The organism is Pseudomonas eutrophicaquae (assembly GCF_023544715.1).
Classification (GTDB): Bacteria; Pseudomonadota; Gammaproteobacteria; order Pseudomonadales; family Pseudomonadaceae; genus Geopseudomonas.
This window is the reverse complement of record NZ_JAMJEZ010000004.1, coordinates 113943-138767: the sequence shown is the minus strand read 5'-3', so window position 1 is coordinate 138767 and position 24825 is coordinate 113943. Positions and strand designations below refer to the sequence as shown.

Annotated in this window: 23 protein-coding genes, 3 tRNA genes and 1 pseudogene; 22 read left to right on the top strand and 5 right to left on the bottom strand. The window is 66.8% G+C overall.

Translation table 11 applies throughout. The features are described from left to right. Positions 1-15 precede the first annotated feature (15 nt). The 22 genes and pseudogenes from asd (at position 16) to pepN (ending at position 18977) form a co-directional block, all read left to right on the top strand. Positions 16-1128, top strand: a complete 1113-nt coding sequence (asd, locus tag MXC11_RS03290) for an aspartate-semialdehyde dehydrogenase (RefSeq protein ID WP_250005218.1) — start codon at positions 16-18, stop codon at positions 1126-1128. A gap of 111 nt (positions 1129-1239) precedes the next feature. Then, positions 1240-2214 carry an aspartate-semialdehyde dehydrogenase gene (locus tag MXC11_RS03285; RefSeq protein ID WP_250005215.1) on the top strand — a complete coding sequence of 325 codons (975 nt, stop codon included), beginning with the start codon at positions 1240-1242 and terminating at the stop codon, positions 2212-2214. Further along, complete coding sequence (gene truA, locus MXC11_RS03280) at positions 2207-3049, top strand: tRNA pseudouridine(38-40) synthase TruA (protein ID WP_250005212.1); 843 nt, start codon at positions 2207-2209, stop codon at positions 3047-3049. Before MXC11_RS03285 ends, truA begins: the two co-directional genes overlap by 8 nt. A 51-nt stretch (positions 3050-3100) precedes the next feature. Continuing rightward, positions 3101-3745 (top strand): phosphoribosylanthranilate isomerase, encoded by a 645-nt coding sequence (locus MXC11_RS03275; protein WP_284060345.1) that lies wholly within the window; start codon positions 3101-3103, stop codon positions 3743-3745. 102 nt (positions 3746-3847) lie between these two features. Then, complete coding sequence (gene accD / locus MXC11_RS03270) at positions 3848-4741, top strand: acetyl-CoA carboxylase, carboxyltransferase subunit beta (protein WP_250005205.1); 894 nt, start codon at positions 3848-3850, stop codon at positions 4739-4741. Further along, the gene (gene folC / locus MXC11_RS03265) at positions 4738-6012 is read left to right on the top strand and encodes a bifunctional tetrahydrofolate synthase/dihydrofolate synthase (protein ID WP_250005203.1); all 1275 of its coding nucleotides are present in this window, start codon (positions 4738-4740) and stop codon (positions 6010-6012) included. The genes accD and folC overlap by 4 nt, the downstream gene beginning before the upstream one ends. A 28-nt stretch (positions 6013-6040) precedes the next feature. Further along, positions 6041-6523, top strand: a complete 483-nt coding sequence (locus tag MXC11_RS03260; RefSeq protein WP_250005200.1) for an SPOR domain-containing protein — start codon at positions 6041-6043, stop codon at positions 6521-6523. A 75-nt stretch (positions 6524-6598) separates the two neighbouring features. After that, positions 6599-7126 (top strand): CvpA family protein, encoded by a 528-nt coding sequence (locus MXC11_RS03255; protein ID WP_250005198.1) that lies wholly within the window; start codon positions 6599-6601, stop codon positions 7124-7126. 25 nt (positions 7127-7151) lie between these two features. Then, positions 7152-8657 carry an amidophosphoribosyltransferase gene (gene purF, locus MXC11_RS03250; RefSeq protein ID WP_250005195.1) on the top strand — a complete coding sequence of 502 codons (1506 nt, stop codon included), beginning with the start codon at positions 7152-7154 and terminating at the stop codon, positions 8655-8657. A gap of 83 nt (positions 8658-8740) precedes the next feature. Then, a complete protein-coding gene (locus tag MXC11_RS03245) occupies positions 8741-9952 on the top strand; it encodes an O-succinylhomoserine sulfhydrylase (protein ID WP_250005191.1) in 1212 nt (403 codons plus the stop codon). Next, entirely contained in the window at positions 9949-10719 is a 771-nt protein-coding gene (locus tag MXC11_RS03240; RefSeq protein WP_250005188.1) for an SDR family oxidoreductase, read from the top strand. Before MXC11_RS03245 ends, MXC11_RS03240 begins: the two co-directional genes overlap by 4 nt. A gap of 108 nt (positions 10720-10827) precedes the next feature. Continuing rightward, positions 10828-10903: transfer RNA gene (locus MXC11_RS03235), tRNA-Val, on the top strand. Positions 10904-10948: 45 nt separating this feature from the next. After that, positions 10949-11025: transfer RNA gene (locus tag MXC11_RS03230), tRNA-Asp, on the top strand. 89 nt (positions 11026-11114) lie between these two features. Further along, positions 11115-11191: transfer RNA gene (locus tag MXC11_RS03225), tRNA-Asp, on the top strand. Between the two features lie 90 nt (positions 11192-11281). Continuing rightward, positions 11282-11413 carry a hypothetical protein gene (locus MXC11_RS12140; RefSeq protein WP_284060343.1) on the top strand — a complete coding sequence of 44 codons (132 nt, stop codon included), beginning with the start codon at positions 11282-11284 and terminating at the stop codon, positions 11411-11413. Positions 11414-11695: 282 nt separating this feature from the next. Further along, positions 11696-12604: a 1-aminocyclopropane-1-carboxylate deaminase/D-cysteine desulfhydrase gene (locus MXC11_RS03220; protein ID WP_250005263.1), complete on the top strand. Its 909-nt coding sequence runs from the start codon at positions 11696-11698 to the stop codon at positions 12602-12604. Positions 12605-12674: 70 nt separating this feature from the next. Further along, complete coding sequence (locus MXC11_RS03215) at positions 12675-13562, top strand: NAD(+) kinase (protein ID WP_250005185.1); 888 nt, start codon at positions 12675-12677, stop codon at positions 13560-13562. Continuing rightward, a complete protein-coding gene (locus MXC11_RS03210) occupies positions 13562-14539 on the top strand; it encodes a metallophosphoesterase (RefSeq protein ID WP_250005182.1) in 978 nt (325 codons plus the stop codon). Before MXC11_RS03215 ends, MXC11_RS03210 begins: the two co-directional genes overlap by 1 nt. A 20-nt stretch (positions 14540-14559) precedes the next feature. Continuing rightward, positions 14560-15171, top strand: a pseudogene (locus tag MXC11_RS03205) (rhomboid family intramembrane serine protease); the annotation flags it as partial. Between the two features lie 34 nt (positions 15172-15205). Further along, positions 15206-15478, top strand: a complete 273-nt coding sequence (locus MXC11_RS03200) for a YeaC family protein (RefSeq protein ID WP_250005180.1) — start codon at positions 15206-15208, stop codon at positions 15476-15478. Continuing rightward, positions 15478-16308, top strand: coding sequence for a DUF2797 domain-containing protein (locus MXC11_RS03195; protein ID WP_250005177.1), 831 nt, complete (start codon positions 15478-15480; stop codon positions 16306-16308). Before MXC11_RS03200 ends, MXC11_RS03195 begins: the two co-directional genes overlap by 1 nt. Before the next feature lie 11 nt (positions 16309-16319). After that, on the top strand, positions 16320-18977 hold the full coding sequence (gene pepN, locus MXC11_RS03190) for an aminopeptidase N (RefSeq protein WP_250005174.1): 2658 nt from the start codon (positions 16320-16322) through the stop codon (positions 18975-18977). A 50-nt stretch (positions 18978-19027) separates the two neighbouring features. Here pepN and MXC11_RS03185 read toward each other — a convergent pair whose 3' ends face one another. Genes MXC11_RS03185 through MXC11_RS03165 form a run of 5 tightly spaced genes read right to left on the bottom strand, consistent with a single transcriptional unit; the run spans position 19028 to position 24824 of the window. Beyond that, complete coding sequence (locus MXC11_RS03185) at positions 19028-20641, bottom strand: BatD family protein (RefSeq protein ID WP_462938092.1); 1614 nt, start codon at positions 20639-20641, stop codon at positions 19028-19030. Between the two features lie 11 nt (positions 20642-20652). Then, entirely contained in the window at positions 20653-22383 is a 1731-nt protein-coding gene (locus MXC11_RS03180; RefSeq protein WP_250005168.1) for a tetratricopeptide repeat protein, read from the bottom strand. Next, on the bottom strand, positions 22380-23381 hold the full coding sequence (locus tag MXC11_RS03175) for a VWA domain-containing protein (protein WP_250005165.1): 1002 nt from the start codon (positions 23379-23381) through the stop codon (positions 22380-22382). Before MXC11_RS03175 ends, MXC11_RS03180 begins: the two co-directional genes overlap by 4 nt. Then, positions 23374-23880 (bottom strand): DUF4381 domain-containing protein, encoded by a 507-nt coding sequence (locus tag MXC11_RS03170; protein ID WP_250005163.1) that lies wholly within the window; start codon positions 23878-23880, stop codon positions 23374-23376. Before MXC11_RS03170 ends, MXC11_RS03175 begins: the two co-directional genes overlap by 8 nt. After that, positions 23877-24824, bottom strand: coding sequence for a DUF58 domain-containing protein (locus MXC11_RS03165; RefSeq protein WP_250005159.1), 948 nt, complete (start codon positions 24822-24824; stop codon positions 23877-23879). The genes MXC11_RS03170 and MXC11_RS03165 overlap by 4 nt, the downstream gene beginning before the upstream one ends. Position 24825 lies beyond the last annotated feature (1 nt).

Genomic DNA, 24825 nt, shown 5'->3' with positions numbered 1-24825 from the left:
AAAGGTGTAGTTGCGATGAAGCGTGTTGGTCTTGTCGGTTGGCGCGGTATGGTCGGTTCCGTGCTCATGCAGCGGATGCTGGAAGAGCGTGATTTCGACCTGATCGAGCCGGTGTTCTTCACCACCTCCAACGTAGGTGGCCAGGGCCCTGCCATTGGCAAGGACATTGCCCCGCTCAAGGATGCCTACAGCATCGACGAGCTGAAGACCCTCGACGTGATTCTCACCTGCCAGGGTGGCGACTACACCAGCGAGGTCTTCCCCAAGCTGCGTGAGGCCGGCTGGCAGGGCTACTGGATCGATGCCGCCTCCAGCCTGCGCATGGCCGATGATGCGGTGATCATCCTCGATCCGGTCAACCGCAAGGTCATCGACCAGTCGCTGGATGCCGGGGTGAAGAACTACATCGGCGGCAACTGCACCGTTAGCCTGATGCTGATGGCCCTCGGCGGCCTGTACGAAGCCGGCCTGGTCGAGTGGATGAGCGCCATGACCTATCAGGCAGCCTCCGGCGCCGGTGCGCAGAACATGCGCGAGCTGATCAAGCAGATGGGCACCATTCATGCTGGCGTGGCGGACGATCTGGCCAATCCGGCCAGCGCGATCCTCGACATCGACCGCAAGGTCGCTGAGCTGCAGCGCAGTGCCGAGTTTCCGGTGGACAACTTCGGCGTGCCGCTGGCCGGCAGCCTGATTCCCTACATCGACAAGGAGCTGCCCAACGGGCAGAGCCGCGAAGAGTGGAAGGCACAGGCCGAGACCAACAAGATTCTTGGCCGCAACAAGAGCCCGATCCCGGTCGATGGCATCTGCGTGCGCGTCGGTGCGATGCGTTGCCACAGCCAGGCGCTGACTATCAAGCTGAACAAGGACGTGCCGCTGGCCGACATCGAGAACCTGATCAGCCAGCACAATCCGTGGGTCAAACTGGTGCCCAACCAGCGCGAGGCGAGCATGCGTGAGCTGAGCCCGACCGCTGTCACCGGCACCCTGAGCGTGCCGGTGGGTCGTCTGCGCAAGCTGAATATGGGCTCGCAGTATCTGGGCGCCTTCACCGTGGGTGATCAGTTGCTGTGGGGCGCCGCCGAGCCGCTGCGCCGCATGCTGCGTATCCTGCTGGAGCGCTGATCGCCTCGTCTGGGCGTTGTCACCGGAACCCGCTGCGGCGGGTTCCGTCGTTTTTTACCTGAGCCTTTGCTGGCCGCCGCTACGCGCCGCCAGCCCCTCTGGAGCCATCCGATGAGTCAGACCTTCGACATTGCCGTACTCGGTGCGACCCACCTGGTCGGTGAAGCCCTGCTTGAGCTGCTGGAGGAGTGCGGCTTTGCCGTGGGCCGGGTGCTGGCGCTGTCCTTCGAGGAGGAGCATGGGCAGGTGGCGCCGTTTCGCGGACGCAGTCTGCGGGTGCAGCCGCTCTCGCGGGTCGATCTGCAGGGCATTGATCTGCTGTTTGCGCTGGAGGCGCTGACTGCTGCGCAGCGCACGGCGATTCAGGCGGCTGGCTGTCGGCTGATCGAATGGCCGGCGCAGAGCCCGCTGCCCTGCGCCTTGGCGGTTGCCGCGGCGCCGCTGCCGGCGGCGGTGCGCAGTCCGCTGCCGGCGGTGATCGCGCTGGCCGAGGTGCTGGCGCCGCTGCAGGGCTTGCTGGAGATCCGCTATCTGCATGTTACCGCCGCCCTGGCCGCCGCGCAGCGTGGCCGCGAAGGGGTCGAGGAGCTGGCCCGCCAGACCGCGCAACTGCTCAATGCGCGCCCGGTGGAGCCTGCGGTGTTCGCGCAGCAGCTGGCCTTCAATCTGCTGGCCTCCAGCAGCCCCGAGCAGGGGGGGCGCAATCAGGACGAGCAGCGTCTGGTGAGCGAGCTGGCCGGTCTGCCGGGCCTGGCCGAAGTGCCAGTGGCAGTCACCTGCCTGCAGGCGCCGGTGTTCTTTGCCGACAGTCTGGTGCTCAGCGTGCAGTGCGCGCAGCCGGTCGATCTGCCGGCGCTGGCGGCAATTCTTGAGGCTGCACCGGGGCTGGAGTACCTCGACGCAGAGCCATGGCCCAGCGCCGTGGAGGATGCCACCGGGCAGGACCTGGCCTATGTCGGACGCTTGCGCCGGGGCTTGAGCGATCCTTGCCAGTTCTCGCTGTGGATCACCGCCGACAGCGTGCGCATCGGCGCAGCGCATGCCATTCGTCTGGCCGAGCGTCTGCTGGAGGCGCCGCGTGACTGAATCGCTGCTGCAGGTCGAGCCGCACGCGGGCGGCCTGACCCGTATTGCCCTTGGGGTCGAGTACAAGGGCGCGCGTTATCGCGGCTGGCAGCGTCAGCAGGCTGGCGTGCCCTCGGTGCAGGAGGCGCTGGAGCGGGCGCTGAGCCAGGTGGCTGCCGCTCCGGTCAGCGTGGTCTGCGCCGGGCGTACCGATGCCGGGGTACACGGCAGCGGGCAGGTGGTGCATTTCGATACCGCGGCCGTGCGTCCGCTCAAGGCCTGGGTGATGGGCGCCAATGCCAATCTGCCGCCCGACATCAGCGTGACCTGGGCGCAGCCGATGCCCGAGGACTTCCATGCGCGCTTCTCCGCGGTGGCGCGCCGCTATCGTTATGTGATCTACACCGATCCGGTGCGCCCGGCACATCTGGCCGAAGAGGTCACCTGGAATCACCGGCCACTGGCCATCGAGCCGATGCGTGAGGCGGCGGCGCAGCTGGTCGGCAGTCACGATTTCACCTCGTTCCGCGCCGTGCAGTGCCAGGCCAAGTCACCGATCAAGACCGTGCATCACCTGCGGGTCATCGAGCATGGACGCTTCATCGTGCTGGATGTGCGCGCCAATGCCTTCCTGCATCACATGGTGCGCAATTTTGCCGGTGTGCTGATGACCATCGGCGCCGGCGAGCGGCCCCCGCAGTGGGCCGGTGAGGTGCTGGCGGCGCGTGACCGGCGGGCCGGTGGGGTCACGGCGCATCCTTACGGGCTCTACCTGGTGCGGGTCGAGTATCCGCCGCAGTTCGTGCTGCCGGAGCGTTACCTTGGGCCGCATTTTCTGTCGACCCTCGACGATTGAAGGGCGCCGCGATCTGGCTGACGCTCAGGCGCTTTTGCTACCATCGCGGCTTTGTCCGTATCGAGGGATGCTCCGTTGGCCGTAGTGCGCAGCAAGATCTGCGGGATTACCCGTATCGAGGATGCCCTGGTCGCCGCCGAGGCCGGCGCCGATGCCATTGGTCTGGTGTTCTGGGCGCCGAGTCCGCGGGCGGTGGATCTTGAGCAGGCACGGCGTATCGTGGCGGCCTTGCCGCCCTTTGTCACCACGGTCGGGCTGTTCGTCAATGCCGCGCGGGCTGAAGTGCGCGAGGTGCTGGAAGCCGTGCCGCTGGATCTGTTGCAGTTTCATGGCGACGAGCAGGCCGCGGACTGCGAAGGGCATGGCCGCCCTTATATCAAGGCCTTGCGGGTCAAGCCGGATGAGGACATCGCCGCGCAGTGCGCCCGCTATCCTGGCGCCGCTGGCATTCTGCTGGACGCCTATGTGCCGGGTATCCCGGGCGGTACCGGTGAGCGGTTCGACTGGTCACGGGTACCGGCGCAGCCACCGTGTCCGATCATCCTTGCCGGAGGGCTGACGCCGGAGAACGTCGCGCAGGCCATCCAGCAGGTACGCCCCTGGGCGGTGGATGTCAGCGGCGGGGTCGAGGCGGGCAAGGGCCGCAAGGACGCCGGCAAGGTACGCGCGTTTCTGTCGGCGGTGCGCGCCGGCTGAGAACCGCATGTGACGGTGCGTCAGCGCCTGCCGTCCATAATCCGAATGATTTATTTGCGCGCGGATGGCACAGGCCTTCGCGGGCCCACGGAGAACAAGAGCATGAGCAACTGGCTGGTAGACAAACTGATCCCCTCGATCATGCGTTCCGAGGTGAAAAAGAGCACGATCCCGGAAGGCCTCTGGCACAAATGCCCCTCCTGTGATGCCGTGCTCTACCGTCCGGAGCTGGAAAAGACCCTCGATGTCTGCCCCAAGTGCGACCATCACATGCGTATCGGCGCCCGTACCCGCCTCGATTACTTCCTGGATGCGGAAGGCCGCGAGGAAATCGGCGCTGAGCTTGAGCCGGTCGATCGCCTGAAGTTCCGTGACAGCAAGAAGTACAAAGACCGCCTGAGCGCTGCGCAGAAGGACACCGGCGAAAAGGATGCCCTGGTGGCCATGAGTGGCCGCCTGCTGGACATGCCGGTGGTGGCTGCGGCGTTCGAGTTCTCCTTCATGGGCGGCTCGATGGGTGCGATCGTCGGTGAGCGTTTTGTGCGCGCGGCCAATGTGGCGCTGGAGCGCAACTGCCCGCTGATCTGCTTCTCCGCCTCGGGCGGTGCGCGCATGCAGGAAGCGCTGATTTCGCTGATGCAGATGGCCAAGACCTCGGCGGTGATTGCCCGTCTGCGCGAGGAGGGCATTCCCTTTGTCTCCGTGCTGACCGACCCGGTCTACGGGGGTGTGTCGGCCAGTCTGGCGATGCTGGGCGATGTCAACGTGGCGGAGCCGCGCGCGCTGATCGGCTTTGCCGGGCCGCGGGTGATCGAGCAGACCGTGCGCGAGAAGCTGCCGGAAGGCTTCCAGCGCAGTGAGTTCCTGCTGGAGCATGGCGCCATCGACATGATCATTCCGCGCAGCGAGCTGCGCGCGCGTCTGGCAACCCTGCTGGCCCAGCTGACCCATCAGCCGAGCCCGCTGGTGTGCAGCGTCGAATCCGCCGAGGCATGAAACGCTCGCTCACCGACTGGCTGAGCTATCTGGAGCAGCTGCACCCGGTCGCCATCGACATGGGCCTTGAGCGCTCGCGCCAGGCGCTCGAGCGCCTGGCGCTGGGCCGGCTGGCACCGCGGGTGATCACCGTGACCGGCACCAACGGCAAGGGCTCGACCTGCGCGCTGCTCGCCAGCCTGCTGCGCCACGCCGGTCTGCGGGTCGGTGTCTACAGCTCGCCGCACCTGCTGCGCTACAACGAGCGCGTGCAGCTGGCCGAGGGCGAGGCAAGTGACGAAGCGTTGTGTGAGGCCTTTGCAGCCGTCGAGGCCGCGCGCGGCGATATCTCGCTGACCTACTTTGAAATGGGCACCCTGGCCGCCTTCTGGCTGTTTGCCCGTGACGCACTGGATGCCGTGGTGCTGGAAGTGGGGCTCGGTGGGCGGCTGGATACCGTCAACCTGATCGATGCGGATCTGGCGATCGTCACCAGCATCGGCATCGATCATGTCGAGTTTCTTGGCAATAGCCGCGACAGTGTCGCTTTCGAGAAGGCGGGGATCTTCCGCGCCGGTTGTCCGGCCCTGTGCGGTGATCTGGATCCGCCCGCGCCGCTCTTGGAGCAGGCGGCGCAGCTTGGCTGTCCGCTGTACCGGCGTGGTCTGGCCTTTGATCTGCACGAAGCGGCACTGAACTGGTCCTGGCAGGGGCAGGATGCGGCGGGTCAGCCGCTGCAGCTGGTCGATCTGCCGCCACTGGATCTGCCGCAGGAAAATGCTGCGCTGGCCTTGCAGGCTTATGCCTTGCTGGATCTGCCCTGGGAGCGCCAGCAGATTGCCCAGGCGCTGCAGGCGGCGCGCGTCAGTGGGCGCCTGGAGCGGCGCGTCATCGACTGGCAGGGGCGTCCCCTGCAGTTGTTGCTGGATGTCGGGCATAACCCGCACGCCGCCGCGTACCTGGCCAAGCGCCTGCAGCAGCGTCCGCCGCGTGGCCGGCGGCTGGCGGTCTTCGGTCTGCTGGCCGACAAGGATCTGCCCGGAGTCATCACGCCGCTGCTGCCGCTGATCGCGTGCTGGGCGGTGGCGCCGCTGCCGACTTCGCGCAGCTGCAGTGCTGAAGCGCTGCAGGCGGCCCTGCAGTCTGCGGGTGCGTCGGTCAGTGCCTGGCCGTCGCTGCCTGAGGCGCTGGAGGCGCAATGCGCCAAGGCGAGCGAGGCGGACGAGATTCTGGTCTTCGGCTCTTTCTATGCCGTCGCCGAGGCGCTGAGCTGGCTCAATGGGCGCGCCTGAGCGCCTTCAATGTTAAAGAGGACATCGGATGGCTCTGCTGGATGAGCGCCTGAAACAACGCATCGTGGGCGCTGTGGTCCTGTTGGCTCTGGCCGCGATCTTCCTGCCCATGCTGTTCAGCCGCGAGGATCGCCCGCGTGCCGTCGAGGTACAGGTGCCGGCACCGCCGGCGCCACCATCGATCGGTGCGGCCACACCGGCTGCGCCCACTGCGGCGCCGGCTCCGGCTGACGCCGCCACAGTGCCCGGCAGTGCGCTCGATACGGCGGGGCTGCCGGTCAGCTGGTCGGTGCAGCTGGCGGGTTTGTCCAATCTTGAGCGGGCCCGCGAGCTGCAGCAGACCCTGCGCCGCCAAGGTTACAACGCTTACCTGCGCTCGGCTGGCGGTCTGCACCGGGTGCTGGTCGGGCCGCTGATCCAGCGCGCGGAGGCTGAGCGGATGGCAGCCATCCTCGGCAAGAAGCTCAAGGTGCAGCCGATGATCGTGCGTTTTCAGCCGGAGGCGCGCTGAGCGTCCGGGCTGACTCGCCGGGCTGCGCTCTGCTAGAATCCGCGCTCATTTTCCTGCTGGCAGGTAGCGCGGATCGTGGCATTCAACTGGACCGACTGGGTGATCCTGGCGCTGATTGGCGTCTCCGCGCTGCTCAGCCTGAGCCGTGGATTCGTCAGGGAAGCCCTGTCGTTGTGTGTCTGGGTGGCGGCCGGGGCGATTTCCTGGGTGTACGGGGCGGCGCTGGCCGAGTACCTGACGCCCTATATCGAACTGCCCTCGGCCCGCGCGATTGCCGCCCGCTCGATCCTGTTCGTCCTGACCCTGATGATCGGTGCGCTGGTGACTCACCTGCTCGGCATGCTGGTGCATGCCACGGGGTTGAGCGGCATCGATCGCCTGCTGGGCACGCTGTTCGGCCTGGCCCGCGGGGCGCTGATCGTGGTGGTGCTGGTCGGGCTGCTGAATCTTGCGCCCGTCCAGCAGGATCCCTGGTGGCAGCAATCGGTGCTGCTGCCCGAATTTCTGATGATCGCCGAGTGGGCGAAGACCCAGTTGATGGGCTTCTTCGATCCCTCGGCCGCCGCCGCACACCTTCCGGGGCGTGCGGCTTTCCCGCTTTAGCCTGACTTTCTAGGGGTTGCGTCGCATGTGTGGCATCGTTGGTATGGTGGGTAAGTCGAGCGTCAACCAGTCGCTCTATGATGCCCTTACGGTTCTTCAGCACCGCGGCCAGGACGCTGCCGGCATCGTGACCAGTCATGACGGTCGCCTCTTCCTGCGCAAGGACAACGGCTTGGTGCGTGACGTGTTCCACACGCGGCACATGCAGCGGCTGATCGGCAACATCGGCATCGGCCATGTGCGCTACCCGACCGCCGGTAGCTCCAGCTCGGCCGAGGCGCAGCCGTTCTACGTCAACTCGCCCTATGGCATCACCCTGGCGCATAACGGCAACCTGACCAACGTCGATCAGCTGTCGCGCGAGATCTACGCCTCGGACCTGCGCCACATCAACACCAATTCCGACTCGGAAGTGCTGCTCAACGTGTTCGCCCACGAGCTGGCGGTGCGCAACCAGCTGCAGCCGACCGCTGACGATATCTTTGCCGCGGTGGCGGGTGTGCATCAGCGCTGCCGTGGCGGTTATGCGGTGGTGGCGATGATCACCGGTTACGGCATCGTCGGTTTCCGCGATCCGCATGGCATCCGCCCGATCGTGTTCGGGCAGCGGCATACCGATGAAGGCGTGGAGTACATGATCGCCTCGGAAAGCGTGGCACTGGATGTGCTCGGCTTCACCGTGATTCGTGACCTCGCCCCGGGCGAGGCGGTGTACATCACCCCCGAAGGCCAGCTGCACACCTGCCAGTGCGCGGAGAACCCCAACCTCTCGCCGTGCATCTTCGAGTACGTCTACCTGGCGCGTCCGGATTCGATTATGGATGGCGTCTCGGTCTACAAGGCGCGCCTGCGCATGGGTGAGAAGCTGGCCGAGAAGATCCTGCGCGAGCGCCCGGATCACGATATCGACGTGATCATTCCGATCCCCGACACCAGCCGTACCTCGGCGCTGGAGCTGGCCAACCGTCTGGGCGTGAAGTTCCGCGAGGGCTTCGTCAAGAACCGCTACATCGGCCGCACTTTCATCATGCCCGGCCAGGCGGCGCGCAAGAAATCGGTGCGCCAGAAGCTCAACGCCATCGATCTGGAGTTCCGTGGCAAGAACGTGATGCTGGTCGATGACTCGATCGTGCGCGGCACCACCTGCAAGCAGATCATCCAGATGGCCCGCGATGCCGGGGCCCGCAAGGTCTACTTCTGCTCGGCGGCGCCGGCGGTACGCTACCCGAATGTCTACGGCATCGACATGCCCAGCGCCCATGAGCTGATCGCCCACGGCCGCACCACTGAAGAGGTAGGTGAGCTGATCGGCACCGACTGGCTGGTCTACCAGGATCTGGAAGATCTCAAGGAGGCGGTCGGTGGCGGCAAGATCAAGATTGCCGACTTCGACAGTGCAGTCTTCGATGGCAACTACGTCACCGGTGACGTCAATGAGGCGTACCTGCAGCGCATCGACGCGGCTCGTAATGATCAGGCCAAGGCCGGCCCCGGCCCGGTCAACGCGATCATCGATCTGCACAACAACTGAGCCGAGGGGCGCCTGTTGGGCGCCCTCAACCGGCGGCGGCACCGGCCGCGCAAGGCCCGGGCCTGCCGCCAGAGGAGAGCAAGATGACTCAAGAATGGCAGGCCGGACGGCTGGACAGTGACCTCAGCGAGGCGGCTTTCGATACCCTGGCGGTGCGTGCCGGTCAGCGGCGCAGCCCCGAGGGTGAGCACGGTGAAGCCCTGTTCATGACTTCCAGCTACGTGTTCCGCAGCGCCGCTGATGCCGCCGCACGCTTTGGCGGCGAGCAGCCGGGTAACGTCTATTCGCGCTACACCAACCCCACCGTGCGCACCTTCGAGGAGCGCATTGCCGCGCTGGAGTGTGCCGAGCAGGCCGTGGCGACGGCCTCGGGGATGGGCGCGATGCTGGCAATGGTGATGAGCCTGTGCAGCGCCGGTGACCATGTGCTGGTCTCGCGCAGCGTGTTCGGCTCGACCATCAGCCTGTTCGACAAGTACTTCAAGCGCTTTGGCATCGAGGTGGATTACCCGCCGCTGGCCGATCTCGACGCCTGGGCTGCCGCCTGCAAGCCCAATACCAAACTGTTCATTGTCGAGTCGCCCTCCAATCCGCTGGCCGAGCTGGTCGACATCGCGGCGCTGGCCGAGGTCGCGCATGCGCACGGCGCGCTGCTGGCGGTGGATAACTGCTTCTGCACGCCGGTGCTGCAGCAGCCCCTCAAGCTCGGGGCGGACATCGTCATCCATTCGGCCACCAAATACATCGACGGTCAGGGCCGCTGCCTGGGCGGTGTGGTAGCCGGACGGGCCAAGGAAATGCAGGAGATGGTGGGCTTCTTGCGCACCGCCGGGCCGACCTTGAGCCCCTTCAATGCCTGGTTGTTCCTCAAGGGGCTGGAAACCCTCAAGGTGCGCATGCTGGCCCACTGCGCCAGTGCCCAGGCGCTGGCCGAGTGGCTGGAGCAGCAGCCGCAGGTGGCGCGCGTCTACTACGCCGGGCTGTCCAGCCACCCGCAGCATGCGCTGGCCTGCCAGCAGCAGACCGGTTTTGGTGCGGTGGTCAGCTTCGAGGTCAAGGGTGACAAGGCCGCCGCCTGGCGGGTGATCGACAACACGCGGATGATCTCGATCACCACCAACCTCGGGGATACCAAGACCACCATCGCCCACCCGGCCAGCACCTCGCACGGTCGCCTGAGCCCCGAGGCGCGGGCGGCTGCGGGTATCAGTGACAGCCTGATCCGTCTGGCGGTGGGGCTTGAGGATCTGGAGGACCTCAAGGCCGATCTGGCACGCGGTCTGGCAGCCCTGTGATCGAACTCCCCTTGGAGCTTCCGCCGCGGCCGGTTGCGCTGGTGACTGGTGCTGTCCGCGGGATTGGTCTGGGGATTGCTGCCTGGCTGCTGGTCGAGGGTTGGCAGGTGGTGCTGGCTGACCGCGATGTATCGCGGGGAAGGCAAGTGGCCGAGGCCCTAGGGGATCAGGCGCACTTCATGGCGCTGGATGTGGCGGACGAGGCGCAGGTCAGTGCGGTGGTGGATGCGCTGATCGAGCGCTTCGGGCGTCTGGATGCGCTGGTCAACAATGCGGCGCAGACCCGTGCCCATGGTGTGCCGCTCGATCAACTGGCGCTGGATGACTGGCAGGCGGTCCTTGCGATCAATTTGACCGGGCCGCTGCTGCTAGCGAGGGCCTGTGCGCCTCATCTGCGGGCGGTGCGCGGTGCCATCGTCAACCTGACCTCGACCCGTGCACATCAATCTGAAGCGCACTGCGAGGCTTATGCCGCCAGCAAGGGTGGCCTGCTGGCACTGACCCATGCGCTGGCGGTGAGTCTGGGGCCTCATGTGCGGGTCAATGCGGTCAGTCCCGGCTGGATCGATGCGCGAGACCCCGCCCAGCAGCAGGCAGCGCCCTGGTCGGTGGCCGATCACGCCCAGCATCCGGTGGGCCGGGTAGGGCAGGTCGAGGATGTGGCATCACTGGTGGCTTGGCTGTTGTCGGCTGACAGCAGTTTTGTCACAGGCCAGGAGTTCATCATCGACGGCGGCATGACCCGGCGGATGATCTACGCCGAGTGAGCGGCTGCGCAGTGGATTCTGCGCCCACCCGGTAAAACGAAAAAATCCTTATGTGCTGTTGACTTAGCGTTGGCTCATGCGTAAAGTTCGCGCCTGTCGCAAGGCACTGGCTGATTAGCTCAGCTGGGAGAGCACCTGCATCACACGCAGGGGGTCGGCGGTTCGATCCCGTCATCAGCCACCAGAACTTGCACAAAACAGTAGTACCGGACGCAAGTCCAGCCGACGCGCAGTGGTAGTTCAGTCGGTTAGAATACCGGCCTGTCACGCCGGGGGTCGCGGGTTCGAGTCCCGTCCACTGCGCCATATTCGGGAAGATACAAAGTGTGTTCCCAAAATTTCTGCCAAGGCAGAGATGTGAAACAGAGTTCCATGGACGCAAGTCCAACCGACACGCAGCGGTAGTTCAGTCGGTTAGAATACCGGCCTGTCACGCCGGGGGTCGCGGGTTCGAGTCCCGTCCGCTGCGCCATATAAAACCCTTTGAGAGCAATCTCGAAGGGTTTTTTACTTTCTGCAACAGTCACTTTTTCGTCATCCCGGATCTTTAGGCTGATACTCGTTGTCGAAGCACGACGAAACCCATCCAGCCACAAGAGGATTTTCCATGGATGACTATCAAGAAGAACTGCTGGCCCTGCGCGAAGCCGAGCGTGACTGCCCGGACGTGGTAGAGGATGCAACCGAGCTATGAATCCCTTCCTTGATGCAGGCCGCGGCAGTCCATGCCGCGCGCCTCATCTGCGCTGAACCCGTACCAACCAAGTATTCCTCCGCTTCTTGCGCCAGACCATTCCCCTGCCTGCTTTGGCGCCGCTCCATATCCCTTCCTCGCCTGCCCCCGGCTATTGCTGAGCCCCTTGCCCTGGTGCGTGTTGCCGCCTATGGTCACCGCCATCGATTGCATGACGGCGCGCTGATGTTTCCTACGTTATCCCTGCCACCGCTGCTGCCCGGTTGTGACCAGCCGGCACCGCTGCAGCGGCTGGATTGTGCCTGGCTAGAGCAGGCTGCGGTGGAGCTGGCGCTGCTGCGCCTGGATCTTCTGGACCCCCGCTGGGGAGGCAACAAGGCCTTCAAGCTGGCGCCGATCCTGGCCGAGGCGCAGCGCGGTGCAGCGCCGGGGCTGATCAGTCTGGGTGGGGCGCACTCCAATCATCTGCACGCCCTGGCGGCGGCCGGCCAGCATCTGGGGCTGCTGACGGTCGGACTGCTGCGCGGCCATCCACAGGACACCCCGACCGTACGAGATCTTGCGCGCTACGGCATGCAGCTGCATTGGCTGGGCTATGGCGGCTACCGTCAGCGCCATCAGGCCGACTTCTGGGCACCCTGGCAGGCCCGTTATCCGGGCTTTCTGATTCTGGAGGAGGGCGGGAGCAACCTTGCCGCCGCACATAGCTGTGCCCGTCTGGTGACGATGATCGAGCAGCAAAAGGCCCTGCTGGGCTGGTCACGGGTAGACCAGATCTGGGCTGCAGCCGGCACTGGTACCACGCTGGCCGGCCTGGCACTGGGCGCAGCGTCAGGGCAGCAGGTGGTCGGCGCCCTGGCAGTACCGCCCGATCATGGCGTATCGGCGCAGCTGCAGCGCCTGCTGCAGGCGGCGGGCGGCCCGCACGCCACATTCCCGCGCCTGATCGATGCCAGCCGTGGCGGCTTTGCAAGGATTGATGCTGAGCTGGCGCGCTTCATGCAGGCGTTCGAGCAGGAAACCGGCGTAGCGCTGGAGCCGCTGTACACCGGCAAGCTGCTGCTGGCACTGCGTGATGCGCTACAGCGCGGGGAGATCCGGCCAGGCACCCGGATCGTCGCTGTACACAGCGGCGGTTTGCAGGGGCGACGTGCCCTGCAAGCGCGTTTGCAGCACCTGGCCCGTGCCTGAGGTGGTTTGCCGCCATGGCGAGCATCACCCATAATCGCCGCACTTACACAGACAAGCCGGCAGGATCTCCATGGATCAATTTCGCAACATCGGCATCATCGGGCGTCTGGGCAGCTCGCGGGTGCTCGATACCATCCGTCGCCTCAAGCGCTTCCTGCTGGAGCGCCACCTGCATGTGATCCTCGAGGACAGCATCGCCGAGATGCTCCCAGGGCACGGCATGCAGACCTGTACCCGCAAGCTGATGGGCGAGATCTGTGATCTGGTCATCGTGGTCGGTGGCGATGGCAGCCTGCTCGGTGCCGCCCGCGCCATGGCGCGGCATGGCACGCCGGTGCTGGGCATCAACCGCGGCAGCCTGGGCTTTCTGACCGATATCCGCCCTGATGAGCTGGAAGCACGGGTTAGTGAGGTGCTGGAAGGCCGCTATTTGATGGAAAGCCGCTTCCTGCTCGAGGCCGAGGTGCGGCGTGGCATGGAGTCGATCGGGCAGAGCGATGCCCTCAATGATGTGGTGCTTCATCCGGGCAAGTCGATGCGCATGCTGGAGTTCGAGCTCTACATCGACGGCCACTTCGTCTGCAGCCAGAAGGCCGATGGCCTGATCGTCGCCACCCCTACCGGCTCCACCGCCTATTCGCTGTCGGCCGGTGGGCCGATCATGCACCCCAAGCTCGATGCCATCGTCATCGTGCCGATGTACCCGCATACGCTGTCCAGCCGGCCGATCGTGGTGGATGGCAACAGTGAGCTGAAGGTAGTGGTTTCGCCGGAGCTGCAGATCTATCCGCAGATTTCCTGTGACGGGCAGAACCACTTCACCTGTGCGCCGGGCGACACCCTGTCGATCCGCAAGAAAGCCCAGAAGCTGCAGCTGATCCATCCGGTCGAGCACAACTACTACGAGATCTGCCGCACCAAGCTGGGCTGGGGCAGCCGTCTGGGAGTGCAAGAATAGTGTTCCTCGATCCGGCGCGCGGTTATGACCTGATCGGCGATGTGCATGGCTGTGCGCGGGCGCTCGAGCGTCTGCTGGCCGGGCTGGGCTACCGGCGTCAGGGCGGCGTGTGGCGGCACCCTGAGCGCATGGCGATCTTTCTCGGTGATCTGGTCGATCGCGGCCCGCATATCCGCGAGACCCTGCATCTGGTGCATGACATGGTGGCTGCCGGGCAGGCGCTGTGCCTGATGGGCAATCACGAGTGGTACGCGCTGGCCTGGCACACCCCGGCGCCGCTCGGCAGTGGCCGGCGTTATGTGCGCGAGCATAGCCCGCACAATGCCCGGCTGATCCGCGAAACCCTCGAACAGCTCGAGGGCCATCCGGGGGATCTGCGTGACTTCATCAGCTGGTTCCAGACCCTGCCGCTGTGCATGGATGCCGGACGCTTCCGGCTGGTGCATGCCTGCTGGGACGCCGCGATGATCGAGCGCCTGCGCTGCGAATGCCCGGATGCCACCGTCGATCGGGCCTTTCTGCAGCAGGCCACTGACTGGAACAGCTTTGCCGCCCAATGCATCCAGCGCCTGCTGCGCGGCATCGACATGCCGCTGCCGGGCGGCATGACCCTGACCAGCCGGGACGGTTTCACCCGCGGGGTGTTCCGGACCAAGTTCTGGGGCGAGCGGCCCGAGACCTATGGCGATCTGGTCTTCCAGCCCGATGCGCTGCCGGATGAGGTGGCCAACCTGCCACTCTCCAATGCGCAAAAGGCTGCGCTGCTGCACTACGGTGAGGACGAGCCGCTGCTGTTCGTCGGTCATTACTGGTGCCGCGGCACCCCGCGCCCGCTGCAGCGCAATCTGGCGTGCCTGGATTACAGCGCGGTGCGCCGCGGCAAGCTGGTGGCTTATCGCCTCGATCAGGAAAGCGTGCTCGAGCCGCAGCGCTTCTTCTGGGCCGAGGTCGGCGGCGGGATGGCGCTGGATACATGATCGCCCGCCTGCTCGCCCTGCGTCTGCCGGTGACCTTGCTGATCCTTTCGGCCAGCGTGCTGGTGGCGCTGCTCAGCCGGTTCGGCGACTTTCTGCCGGTTCTGCAGCCGCTGACCTTCAGCGCGTTTCGCCTCTCCGGTGAGTACCTGTACATGCTGCCGCAGGCTGAGACCTGGGCCGCGGGGCAGTGGTGGCGGCTGTTCACGCCGATGCTGATTCACTTTGGCGTGCTACATCTGGCGATGAACGGGCTGTGGTTCTGGGAGCTGGGTCGCCGGCTGGAGCGCGTACACGGTAGCCTGTGGCTGCTGGCGCTGGTGCTGCTTTACAGCCTGATTTCCAACCTGGCCGAGTTTCTCTACAGCGGGCCGGTCCTGTTCGGCGGGCTCTCTGGCGTGCTGTACGGGCTGCTCGGGCATTGCTGGCTGCGTCAGCGTCTGGCGCCCGATCCGCGCCTGGCGCTGCCTTCCGGGGTGATCACCCTGATGCTGGTCTGGCTGCTGATCTGCCTGAGTGGCGTCACCGCCTGGCTCGGCTTTGGCGAGATCGCCAATGCGGCACACCTGGGCGGTCTGATCAGTGGTTGCCTGACCGGTCTGCTGGCTGGCCTGCTGGCCCGCCGTTCAGGGTAGAATCGCCCACTCTTGCCCCCCGGAGGTTTATGCCATGACGTCCTTCATCGACATGATCGAGAACATCACCGCCGACATCTACCAGAACCTCAAGCTGGCAGTGGAAATCGGCAAGTGGCCGGATGGCCGCAAGCTCAGCCAGGAGCAGAAGGAGCTGTGCCTGCAGGCGATGATCGCCTGGGAAATGCAGAACCTGCCGGAGGAGGAGCGCACCGGCTACATGGGCCCGCAGGAATGCCAGTCCAAGGCCATTCAGGTGCCGAACATCCTGTTCAAGACCTCGACCAGCTCCGACACCCTGCACTGATGGGCGTCATCGAACGTGGTGCGCTGACCAAGATGGCAGCGCGCCTCGAGGCGCCGGTGCAATATGCCCTGCGCCTCGATGATCGCCAGCTGCCCCTCAACCCGCTGCTCGGCCAGCGTCTGCGCCTTGAATTTCTTGGCGCCATCCACTGCAGCCACTGCGGGCGCAAGACGAAAAAGAGCTACGCCCAGGGCTACTGCTACCCGTGCATGACCACGCTGGCGCAGTGCGACAGCTGCATCATGAGCCCGGAAAAGTGCCACTTTGACGCCGGCACCTGCCGCGACCCCGCCTGGGGCGAGCAGTTCTGCATGACCGACCATGTGGTCTATCTGGCCAACTCCAGCGGCGTGAAGGTCGGCATCACCCGCGCCACCCAGCTGCCGACCCGCTGGCTCGATCAGGGCGCCTGTCAGGCGCTGCCGATCCTGCGCGTGGCCACCCGCCAGCAGTCCGGGCTGGTCGAGGATCTCTTGCGCAGCCAGGTGGCGGATCGCACCAACTGGCGCGCGCTGCTCAAGGGCGATGCCGCACCGGTGGATCTGCCGGCGGTGCGCGCGCAGCTGTTCGAGACCTGCCGCGAGGGCCTTGAGGCCCTGCAGCAGCGCTTTGGCCTGCAGGCGATCCAGCCGCTGGCCGACGCTGAGGTGGTCGATATCCGCTATCCGGTGACCGAGTACCCGGCAAAGATTGTCAGCCTCGACCTGGACAAGACCCCGGTCATCGAAGGCACCCTGCTGGGGATCAAGGGCCAGTACCTGATCCTCGATACCGGGGTGATCAATATCCGCAAATACACCGCCTATCAGGTGGCCGTGCAGCCACTCTAAGGAAGCCCGCCATGCGTAGCGAACAACCGAACACCGTCTATCTCAAGGATTACCGGGCTCCCGACTACCTGATCGATGAGACCCACCTGACCTTCGAGCTGTTCGAGGACCACACCCTGGTTCACGCGCAACTGGTCATGCGCCGCAACCCCGAGGCCGGTGAAGGCTTGCCAATGCTGGTGCTCGATGGCCAGCAGCTCGAACTGCTCGCCCTGCACCTTGATGACGTGCCGCTGGGCACAGGCGACTACCAGCTCACCGACAGCCACCTGAGCCTGCAGCCCAGTCAGCCGAGCTTTGTCATCGACAGCACGGTGCGCATCCACCCGGAGCGCAACACCGCGCTGGAAGGCCTGTACAAGTCCAGCGGCATGTTCTGTACCCAGTGTGAGGCCGAGGGCTTTCGCAAGATCACCTTCTACCTCGACCGCCCGGACGTGATGAGCAAGTTCACTACCACGCTGAGTGCGGACAAGCAGGCCTATCCGATCCTGCTGTCCAACGGCAACCCGATCGCCAGCGGCGAGGAGGAGGGTGGCCGGCACTGGGCCACCTGGCAGGATCCGTTCATGAAGCCGGCCTACCTGTTCGCCCTGGTCGCCGGCGATCTGTGGTGCATCGAGGACAGCTTCCGCACCCTGAGCGGCTGCGACGTGGCGCTGCGCATCTACGTCGAGCCGGAGAACATCGGCAAGCTGCAGCACGCCATGGACAGCCTGAAGAAGTCGATGAAGTGGGACGAGGAGGTGTACGGGCGCGAATACGACCTGGACATCTTCATGATCGTCGCGGTCAACGACTTCAACATGGGCGCCATGGAGAACAAGGGCCTCAACATCTTCAACTCCAGCTGCGTGCTGGCCCACCCGGACACCGCCACCGACGCCGCCCACCAGCGCGTCGAGGCGGTGGTCGCCCACGAGTACTTCCACAACTGGTCGGGCAACCGCGTCACCTGCCGCGACTGGTTCCAGCTGTCGCTGAAGGAAGGCTTCACCGTGTTCCGCGACGCCGAGTTCAGCGCCGACATGAACTCGCGCACGGTCAAGCGCATCGAGGACGTGGCCTTCCTGCGCACCCACCAGTTCGCCGAGGACGCCGGCCCCATGGCCCATCCGGTGCGCCCGGATTCCTACATGGAAATCTCCAACTTCTACACCCTGACCATCTACGAGAAGGGCGCGGAAGTGCTGCGCATGATCCACACCCTGCTCGGCGCCGAGGCGTTCCGCAAGGGTTCGGATCTGTACTTCGAGCGCCACGACGGCCAGGCGGTGACCTGCGACGACTTCGTCCAGGCCATGGAGGATGCCAGCGGCCAGGATCTTGCCCAGTTCAAGCGCTGGTACACCCAGTCCGGCACCCCGCGTCTGGCCGTCGAGGACTGCTACGACGCCCACGCCAAGACCTACACCCTGACCTTCCGCCAGAGCTGCCCGGCCACTCCCGGCCAGGAGCGCAAGGAGCCCTTCGTCATTCCGGTGGCCATGGGCCTGCTCGACAGCCACGGCCGCGAACTGCCGCTGCGTCTGGCCGGCGAGGCCGAAGCGGCCGGCACCTCGCGGGTGCTGGCGGTGACCGAGGCGGTACAGAGCTTCACCTTCGTCGAGGTGCCGGTCCAGCCGCTGCCGTCGCTGCTGCGCGGCTTCAGCGCGCCGGTGAAGCTGCATTACCCCTACGGCCGCGACCAGCTGATGTTCCTCATGCAGCACGACAGCGACGGCTTCAACCGCTGGGAGGCCGGCCAGCAGCTCGCCGTGCAGGTGCTGCAGGCGCTGGTCGAGCAGCAGCAGCGCGGCGAGCCGCTGCACCTCGACGGCCGTCTGATCGAGGCGCTGCGCGCGGTGCTGGCCGACGAGACGCTGGACCAGGCAATGGTCGCCGAGATGCTCGCCCTGCCGGCCGAGGCTTATCTCGCCGAGCTCAGCGAAGTGGCTGACGTGGAGGCCATCCACATCGCCCGCGAGTTCGCCCGCGAGGCGATCTCCTGCGAGCTGTACGACCTGCTGTGGGCACGCTACCAGGCCTGCCGTGACGCCTCGCGCCGCACGCTGTATGCCGCCGATGCCGCGCAGATTGCCCGCCGTAGCCTGCAGAACATCGCGCTGTCCTACCTGCTGCTGGCGCACAACGACGAGACCCTGGCCGCGGCTGTCGAGCAGTTCGAGCATGCCGACAACATGACCGAGCGCCTCGCCGCGCTGGCCGTGCTGGTCAACTCGCCGTTTGATGCCGAAAAGGCCCAGGTGCTGGCCAAGTTCGCCGAGCACTTCAAGGACGATCCGCTGGTGATGGATCAGTGGTTCGCCGTGCAGGCGGGCTGTTCGCTGCCGGGTGGTTTGGAACGGGTACAGGCGCTGATGCACCACCACGCCTTCACCCTGAAGAACCCCAACAAGGTACGCGCGCTGATCGGTGCCTTCGCCAACCAGAACCTGGTGAACTTCCACCGTCTGGACGGGGCGGGGTATCGCTTCCTCGCCGATCAGGTGATCGCCCTGAATGCCCTGAACCCGCAGATCGCCGCCCGCCAGCTGACCCCGCTGACCCGCTGGCGCAAGTACGACAGCGCCCGTCAGGCGCTGATGCGTGGCGAGCTGGAGCGCATCCGCGACAGCGGCGAGCTGTCCAGCGATGTGTTCGAGGTGCTCAGCAAGAGCCTGGCCTGAGGGGACGGGCGGGTGGCATCACGCCGCCCGCTCCAGCCAGGCACCACCGTTCAGCGTGGATAGAGCGGTGGTAGCTCCCCGTTGTGCTCGCCATCCCCAACGCCTGCAGGCAGCCGGACCACGGCCTGCCAGAGCGATTCCCCCTGCCAGCGCGGGCCGCTTTCGCTGTACAGCGCGCCGTTCAGGCCATCGAGCGCGACATTGAGCGCACTGTGGCGTGCGGCCAGTTCGGCCAAGGTATGCGGCTGCTGACGTGCCCAGGCATCCAGTGCCTGACGGGCGGCCTGTGCATCATTGTGCTGGCAGGCGCGGCGCAGATCCTCCAGCAGGATGCGGGTGCTGGGCGCGCTGGGGGTACTGCTGCGCAGGATGGCCGGCTGGCGGCGCGCCCGCCACCACAGCGCCAGGGTTAGCAGGTTGGCGCACAGCAGCAGCAGGCTGGCCAGCTGCCAGGGCCAGAGCCGGGCTGCGGGCGCTGTCTCGACGCTGCTGGGGGTAACGCTGGGGGCGGCAGGCAAGCGGCTGGCCAGCACCTGCAGCGGACGCTCCGGCAGACGGCTGCTGACCAGGCGATCCTCTTCGGTATTCCACCAAAACACCTCGATCGCCGGCAGCAGGAAGTCACCGGCGCCGGTGGGCACCAGTGCGCTGGCCTGCTCCTGGATACCGATCAGACCACCGCTGGCGGACTGCTCGCGCTGGCGGGGCTGGTCAGGATAACGGCGCAGACCTTCCGGGAGCGGGCCTTGTGCGACCTCTGGCAGCTGGGCGGGCGGCAGGCCTTCGGCGCGCAGACGCAGGGTGCGGGTCAGCGAATCGCCGACGCGGATTTCGCCCTCGGCGCCGCGCCAGATTTCTTCCAGTTGCAGAGAGCGTGCCGGCAGCCACGGCTGGTCGGCCGGATAGTCGGCCGGGCGCGGCCGTACCTCAAGGCGCAGGCTGGGCGAGCGCACCTGCAGCGGCCGCCCACTGCGCAGCCCCGGCACACTGCCGCTTTCCTCCAGCGCCGTGGCGCTGAACAGCAGTGGCGGAATCTGCAGCGTGCCACTGCGCTGCGGGAACAGGGCATAGCGCACCTCGATCACCCCGTGACGCACTCCATTGATCTGCTGCTCATAGGTGCGAGCGCGCCCCAGCGGGACCACGTGGACATCCTCGATTTCCAGCGGACTGAGCTGGCTGTCATCGTACAGGGCCACCGAGTGAAAGATGCGCAGGGTCAGCAGGCTCTGCGCCTGCACATAGACACGCGGCTGATCGAGCTGGGCGTCGATGAACACCGCCGCCAGCTCACTCGGCGCCTGTAGCGGGCGGGCGGCCATGACCTGCAGGCGAATCGGCTGCGAGCGCTTGTCGCCGATCTGCAGCGCCGGAATCCGCAACTCACCGCTCAGGCGTGGCTGCAGGGTGATCAGCAGCTGCTCGCGGTGGCGGCCGTCGCCGTCCTTGCTGTCCCGGCCGAGCAGGCGGGTTTCCAGGATCTCGAACTGGGCGCTGAGCGCCTGCAGATCGGGGCGCCCATCCAGCAAGGCTGTATCGGCCTCCAGACGCAGTTCGACGATCTCGCCCAGCGTCAGGCTGCGCCGGTCCACGCTGGCGGTCAGGCCGCTGGCTTCGACCAGGCTGCTGGCCAGCCAGACGATCAGCAGTATCCAAGGGTTCATGGGGCGGGTACTCATTGGGTGCGCTCCTGCTGCTGTTGCAGGTCCTGCCAGAAGGTGCGCTGCAGCAATTCGGCGGGGTCATCGGGGATCTGCCGCAGCCAGTGCTCGAGCGCCTGCTGCTGCTCATCGAGCGGCCGCTCAAGGGGGCGGGGCAGCGCTGGAGGCTCGGTCGTCTTGTGCAGCGGCGCTGATTGCGGCGCCTCGTTCGCGCCTTGCGCGGGGGTTGCCGGCGCAATGTCGGTGGCACGCGGGGCCGGCGTGGGCGGCGGGTGTGGGAGGGGCTGTGCTGCGGCTGGCGTATGCGCGGGTGGGCGCTCAGGCAGGCTGGCGGCAGGCTGCTCCGCCGCCGTGCTCGGCGTTGTCTGCGCTGGGGGCGGCGGGGCAGGGGTGGGCTGCTCGCTGAGCCAGCGCTCCAGATGCTGCAGATTATGGCGGGCATCCTCAAACTGTGGATCGTCGCGCAGCGCCTGGCGATACGCCTGGCGCGCGGCCTCGTAGTCGCCGGCAAAGGTCAGGGCAGTGCCGCGGTTGTAATGGGCCACGGCACCCGCGGCGCTGGCGAAGGCGTCGGCTGCGGCCTCGTAGTCGCCGGCGCGAAAGTGCGCGATGCCCTGCCAGTGCGGGTCGCGGAACTGCCGGGCCGCATGTTCGGGCTGCCCGGCTTCCAGCAGACGCAGGCCACGCTGGTCAGCACGCCGCCAGAGGGCCTCAAGGTCAGCGGCCTCGGCGCCCGGCGGCAGCACCAGCAGCGGCAGCACCAGCAGCCAGCCGCGCCGCGCGCCACAGGCGGCCAGCAGCAACAGGGCCAGCAGCAGCCAGTGCCCCTGATCGGCCCAGACCTGCCTGGTCTGCGGCGGGTGGCCTGTGCTGGACTGGCCGAGCGGGGAGGGCGTCAGCAGGCCCAGCGCCTGCAGGTCGCGCTCATCAAGACTCAGGCGCTGATAGGCGTCGGCGCTGGCAATCAATGCTGCTTCCTGCAGGCGAGGCAGGCGGATGGCGCCGTCCTGATCACGTAGCAGGCCGCCTTGCGGGTCGCTGATGGGCGCGCCCTGCAGCGTGCCGACACCGAGGATCGACAGGCGCTGCGGGTGTGCGGCCCGCTGACGGCGCAGGCCCTCGCGCTCTTCAGCACTCAGCTGGCCGGTCAGCAGCAGCAGCTGGCCGTGACCGTTGGCGCTCTGCTCAAGCAGTGCCAGGGCCCGTTCGACGGCCAGATCAGCCCGCCGGCCCGGCAGCGGCATCAGGCGCGGATGCAGGGCGCTTAGCAGGTTGTGGGCGGTGAGCGGATCCTCGGCCAGCGGCATCAGCACATGGGCGCTGCCGGCGTAGACGATGAGGGCAGTGGGTGCGTCGGCGCGCGCGTCCAGCAGGTCCCGCAGCTTGCGGCGCACCTGCTCGAGACGGCTGGGGGCAAGGTCGGTCGCCAGCAGATCCGGGGTCAGCTCAATCATCACCACCAGCGCTTCGCTGCGCCCGGACAGTGGCTGCGCCAGCCGCTGCCAGCCGGGGCCGGCCAGCACCAGCACGGCCAGCAGCCAGCCGATGCCGAGCAGCCACCAGGGGCTCAGGCGCTGCCGCGCGCTGGCCCCCTCGCGCAGCAGCCAGGGTTGCAGCGGCGGGGGCAGCAGGCGTTGCCAGCTGCTCTGGCGCGGACGCCGCCGCCACAGCAGCCACAGCAGCAAGGCCAGCAGGGGCAGGGCGAGCAGCCAGAGGGGGCGGCTCAGGTGGGGCAGCCAGCTCATGAACAGTCCCTCGGGCGCCTGCGCAAACCGTGCCGCTGCACCGCCAGCCCGACGCTCAGCAGCAGGGCGGCCGCCAGCGGCCAGTGGTGCAGCGGGTGGATCTGAAAAGCGCGGCGCGGCGCCTGGGCGACCGGTTCGAGCTGATCCAGCGTGTGGGTGATGGCCTTAAGCTCCTGACCGCTGCGGGCGCGAAAATAAGCGCCGCGGCCAATATCGGCGATTTCGCGCAGCAGGGGCTCATCCAGATCCAGGCCCTGAATCAGCTGGTCTGGCCCGAGCTGCTCCAGATCGTCGGGGCTTGCGCCGATGCCGATGGTGTACAGCCGGATGCCTTCAGCAGCCGCCAGGCGGGCGGCGGTCAGCGGCGGCAGGTAGCCGGCGGTGTTGGCGCCATCGGTGACCAGGATCAGCACCCGGCTGTTGGCCGGGCGCTGGCGCAGGCGCTTGATCGCCAGCCCTATCGCATCGCCCAGCGCGGTTTGTGATCCGGCAATCCCGACCTGTGCCTGGCGCAGCCAGGTGTGCACTGTGCTGCGATCAAAGGTCAGCGGTGCCTGCAGGTAAGGCCGGCTGCCGAACAGGATCAGGCCAATCCGGTCGCCCTGACGCTGCTCGATGAACGGGCCGAATAGCGCCTGTACCAGCTGCAGTCGGCTGATCGAGCGCTCGGCATGGCGCATGTCGAACTGCTCCATGGAGCCTGAGACATCCACCGCCAGCAGCAGATCGCGCCCGCTGGAGGGTACCGGCAGCGGCTCGCCCAGCCACTGCGGACGGGCGGCCGCGATGACCAGCAGCAGCCAGATCAGCAGATAAGGCAGCTGGCGGACGGGCGGGCCGAGCAGGGGCGTGCGCCGGGGTTCGGTGGGTGGCGCCAGCTCGTCCAGCGCGCTGACCTGCAGGGCCGGCTCGTCCCGCTGTGCATCCGGTAGCAGGCGGCGCAGCAGCCAGGGCAGCGGTAGCAGGGCGAACACCCAGGGCCAGGCAAACTCAGGCATGTTTTTGGATCCAGGTGGCCACGGCCTGCTGCAGGCCCTCGATGGCCTTGTCATCCAGGCGACAGTCCGCACGGTAGCCGCCCTCGACCAGAATCATCCAGCGTGTCAGCCCGGCGGCTGGGCAGCGGTTGTCGAGAAAGGCCAGCCAGGCACGGCCGCTCAGGGTATGGCTGGCGCTGTCCGGATAGCGGGCCCGGCACAGCCGTTTGAGCAGGGCATTGAGGGCCTGCAGCCAGGGGCCGGCGGGCGCGCCGTCATAGGGGCGCGGCAGTTGCTGCAGGGCTTCCAGGGCGCTCTGTCGATAAGGCTCCAGATCGATCGTGGGCGGAGCGGGCGGGGCGCTGGGCGTGCGCAGGCGGTAGCGATACAGCGCGGCGGCGGTCAGGCCCAGCAGCATGGCCGCCAGCAGCCACCAGCCGGGCGCCGGGGGCCAGAGCGAGGGCGCGGCCGGCAGGTGCAGGGGGGCCAGTTGGGCAAGCAGGGCTTCCCGATCCGTCATGCCTGACGACTCCGTTGCGGGGCTTGCAGCTGCGCCTGCAGTTGCTCGAGTAGCGGGCGGCCGGTGCTGAGGGGCAGCAGCGCCAGGCCGGATTTTTGCGCCAGCCGCTGCCAGCGCGCCTGGCGCTCGCGGGCCTGCTGCTGCCAGGCCTCGCGCACCCGAGGATCGTTGCTGTCCAGCACCAGGCTGCACTGCGCATCGGCAAAGCGCAGTAGACCAGCCGCCGGCAAATGGTGTTCGAGCGGGTCGCTGATCGGCACCAGAATCAAATCACAGTGCTGCGCCAGCAGGTCGATCTGCTGCTCGGCGGCGTGGTCCAGGCTGCGCTCGTCCGCGATCAGCAGCGCCAGACTGCCCGGACGCAGGATCTCGCGGGCCCGGCGCAGGGCCCGGGGCAGGCCATGTCCCGGGGAGGCAGCGGGCGGCGCGCTGGCCAGTGCCTGATTGGCGCGCACCAGGCGGCCGAGCAGTTGCAGCAGGCTCTGCTTGCTGCGTCGCGGGCGCACTTCGCTGCACTGCTGGCCATCGAAGACCAGTCCGCCGATCCGGTCGTTATGCTGCAGGGCCGCCCAGCCAAACAGCGCCGCCACTTCAGCCGCCAGCACCGACTTGAAGCCGCGCACGCTGCCGAAAAACAGCGCCGGACTCTGCTCGACCAGCAGCAGGACCGGCCGCTCGCGCTCCTCATGGAACAGCTTGGTGTGGGGTTCGCGGGTGCGGGCGGTGACCCGCCAGTCGATGGTGCGCACATCGTCACCCGGCTGATAGACCCGCACCTGGTCGAAATCCACACCGCGTCCGCGCAGGCGTGACTGGTGCAGGCCGATCAGCGGGCTGCGCCGCTCATCCTTGGAAAACAGCTGGATCTGGCGCAGGTGATGGCGGATCTCCAGGAGCTCAGCCAGCCCGATCGTCACGCCGGGGATCGCGGGGGAGGCGTGCATG

What these genes read in the sequence shown, in the direction of transcription:
- MXC11_RS03245 (WP_250005191.1), top strand. Translation starts at nt 8,741, where the DNA reads ATGACTCAAGAATGGCAGGCCGGACGGCTGGACAGTGACCTCAGCGAG.
- MXC11_RS03195 (WP_250005177.1), top strand. Translation starts at nt 15,478, where the DNA reads ATGGGCGTCATCGAACGTGGTGCGCTGACCAAGATGGCAGCGCGCCTC.
- MXC11_RS03185 (WP_462938092.1), bottom strand. Translation starts at nt 20,641, where the DNA reads ATGAACCCTTGGATACTGCTGATCGTCTGGCTGGCCAGCAGCCTGGTC.
- asd (WP_250005218.1), top strand. Translation starts at nt 16, where the DNA reads ATGAAGCGTGTTGGTCTTGTCGGTTGGCGCGGTATGGTCGGTTCCGTG.
- MXC11_RS03170 (WP_250005163.1), bottom strand. Translation starts at nt 23,880, where the DNA reads ATGACGGATCGGGAAGCCCTGCTTGCCCAACTGGCCCCCCTGCACCTG.
- MXC11_RS03180 (WP_250005168.1), bottom strand. Translation starts at nt 22,383, where the DNA reads ATGAGCTGGCTGCCCCACCTGAGCCGCCCCCTCTGGCTGCTCGCCCTG.
- purF (WP_250005195.1), top strand. Translation starts at nt 7,152, where the DNA reads ATGTGTGGCATCGTTGGTATGGTGGGTAAGTCGAGCGTCAACCAGTCG.
- accD (WP_250005205.1), top strand. Translation starts at nt 3,848, where the DNA reads ATGAGCAACTGGCTGGTAGACAAACTGATCCCCTCGATCATGCGTTCC.
- MXC11_RS03200 (WP_250005180.1), top strand. Translation starts at nt 15,206, where the DNA reads ATGACGTCCTTCATCGACATGATCGAGAACATCACCGCCGACATCTAC.
- MXC11_RS03215 (WP_250005185.1), top strand. Translation starts at nt 12,675, where the DNA reads ATGGATCAATTTCGCAACATCGGCATCATCGGGCGTCTGGGCAGCTCG.
- MXC11_RS03285 (WP_250005215.1), top strand. Translation starts at nt 1,240, where the DNA reads ATGAGTCAGACCTTCGACATTGCCGTACTCGGTGCGACCCACCTGGTC.
- MXC11_RS03165 (WP_250005159.1), bottom strand. Translation starts at nt 24,824, where the DNA reads ATGCACGCCTCCCCCGCGATCCCCGGCGTGACGATCGGGCTGGCTGAG.
- folC (WP_250005203.1), top strand. Translation starts at nt 4,738, where the DNA reads ATGAAACGCTCGCTCACCGACTGGCTGAGCTATCTGGAGCAGCTGCAC.
- pepN (WP_250005174.1), top strand. Translation starts at nt 16,320, where the DNA reads ATGCGTAGCGAACAACCGAACACCGTCTATCTCAAGGATTACCGGGCT.
- MXC11_RS03175 (WP_250005165.1), bottom strand. Translation starts at nt 23,381, where the DNA reads ATGCCTGAGTTTGCCTGGCCCTGGGTGTTCGCCCTGCTACCGCTGCCC.
- MXC11_RS03260 (WP_250005200.1), top strand. Translation starts at nt 6,041, where the DNA reads ATGGCTCTGCTGGATGAGCGCCTGAAACAACGCATCGTGGGCGCTGTG.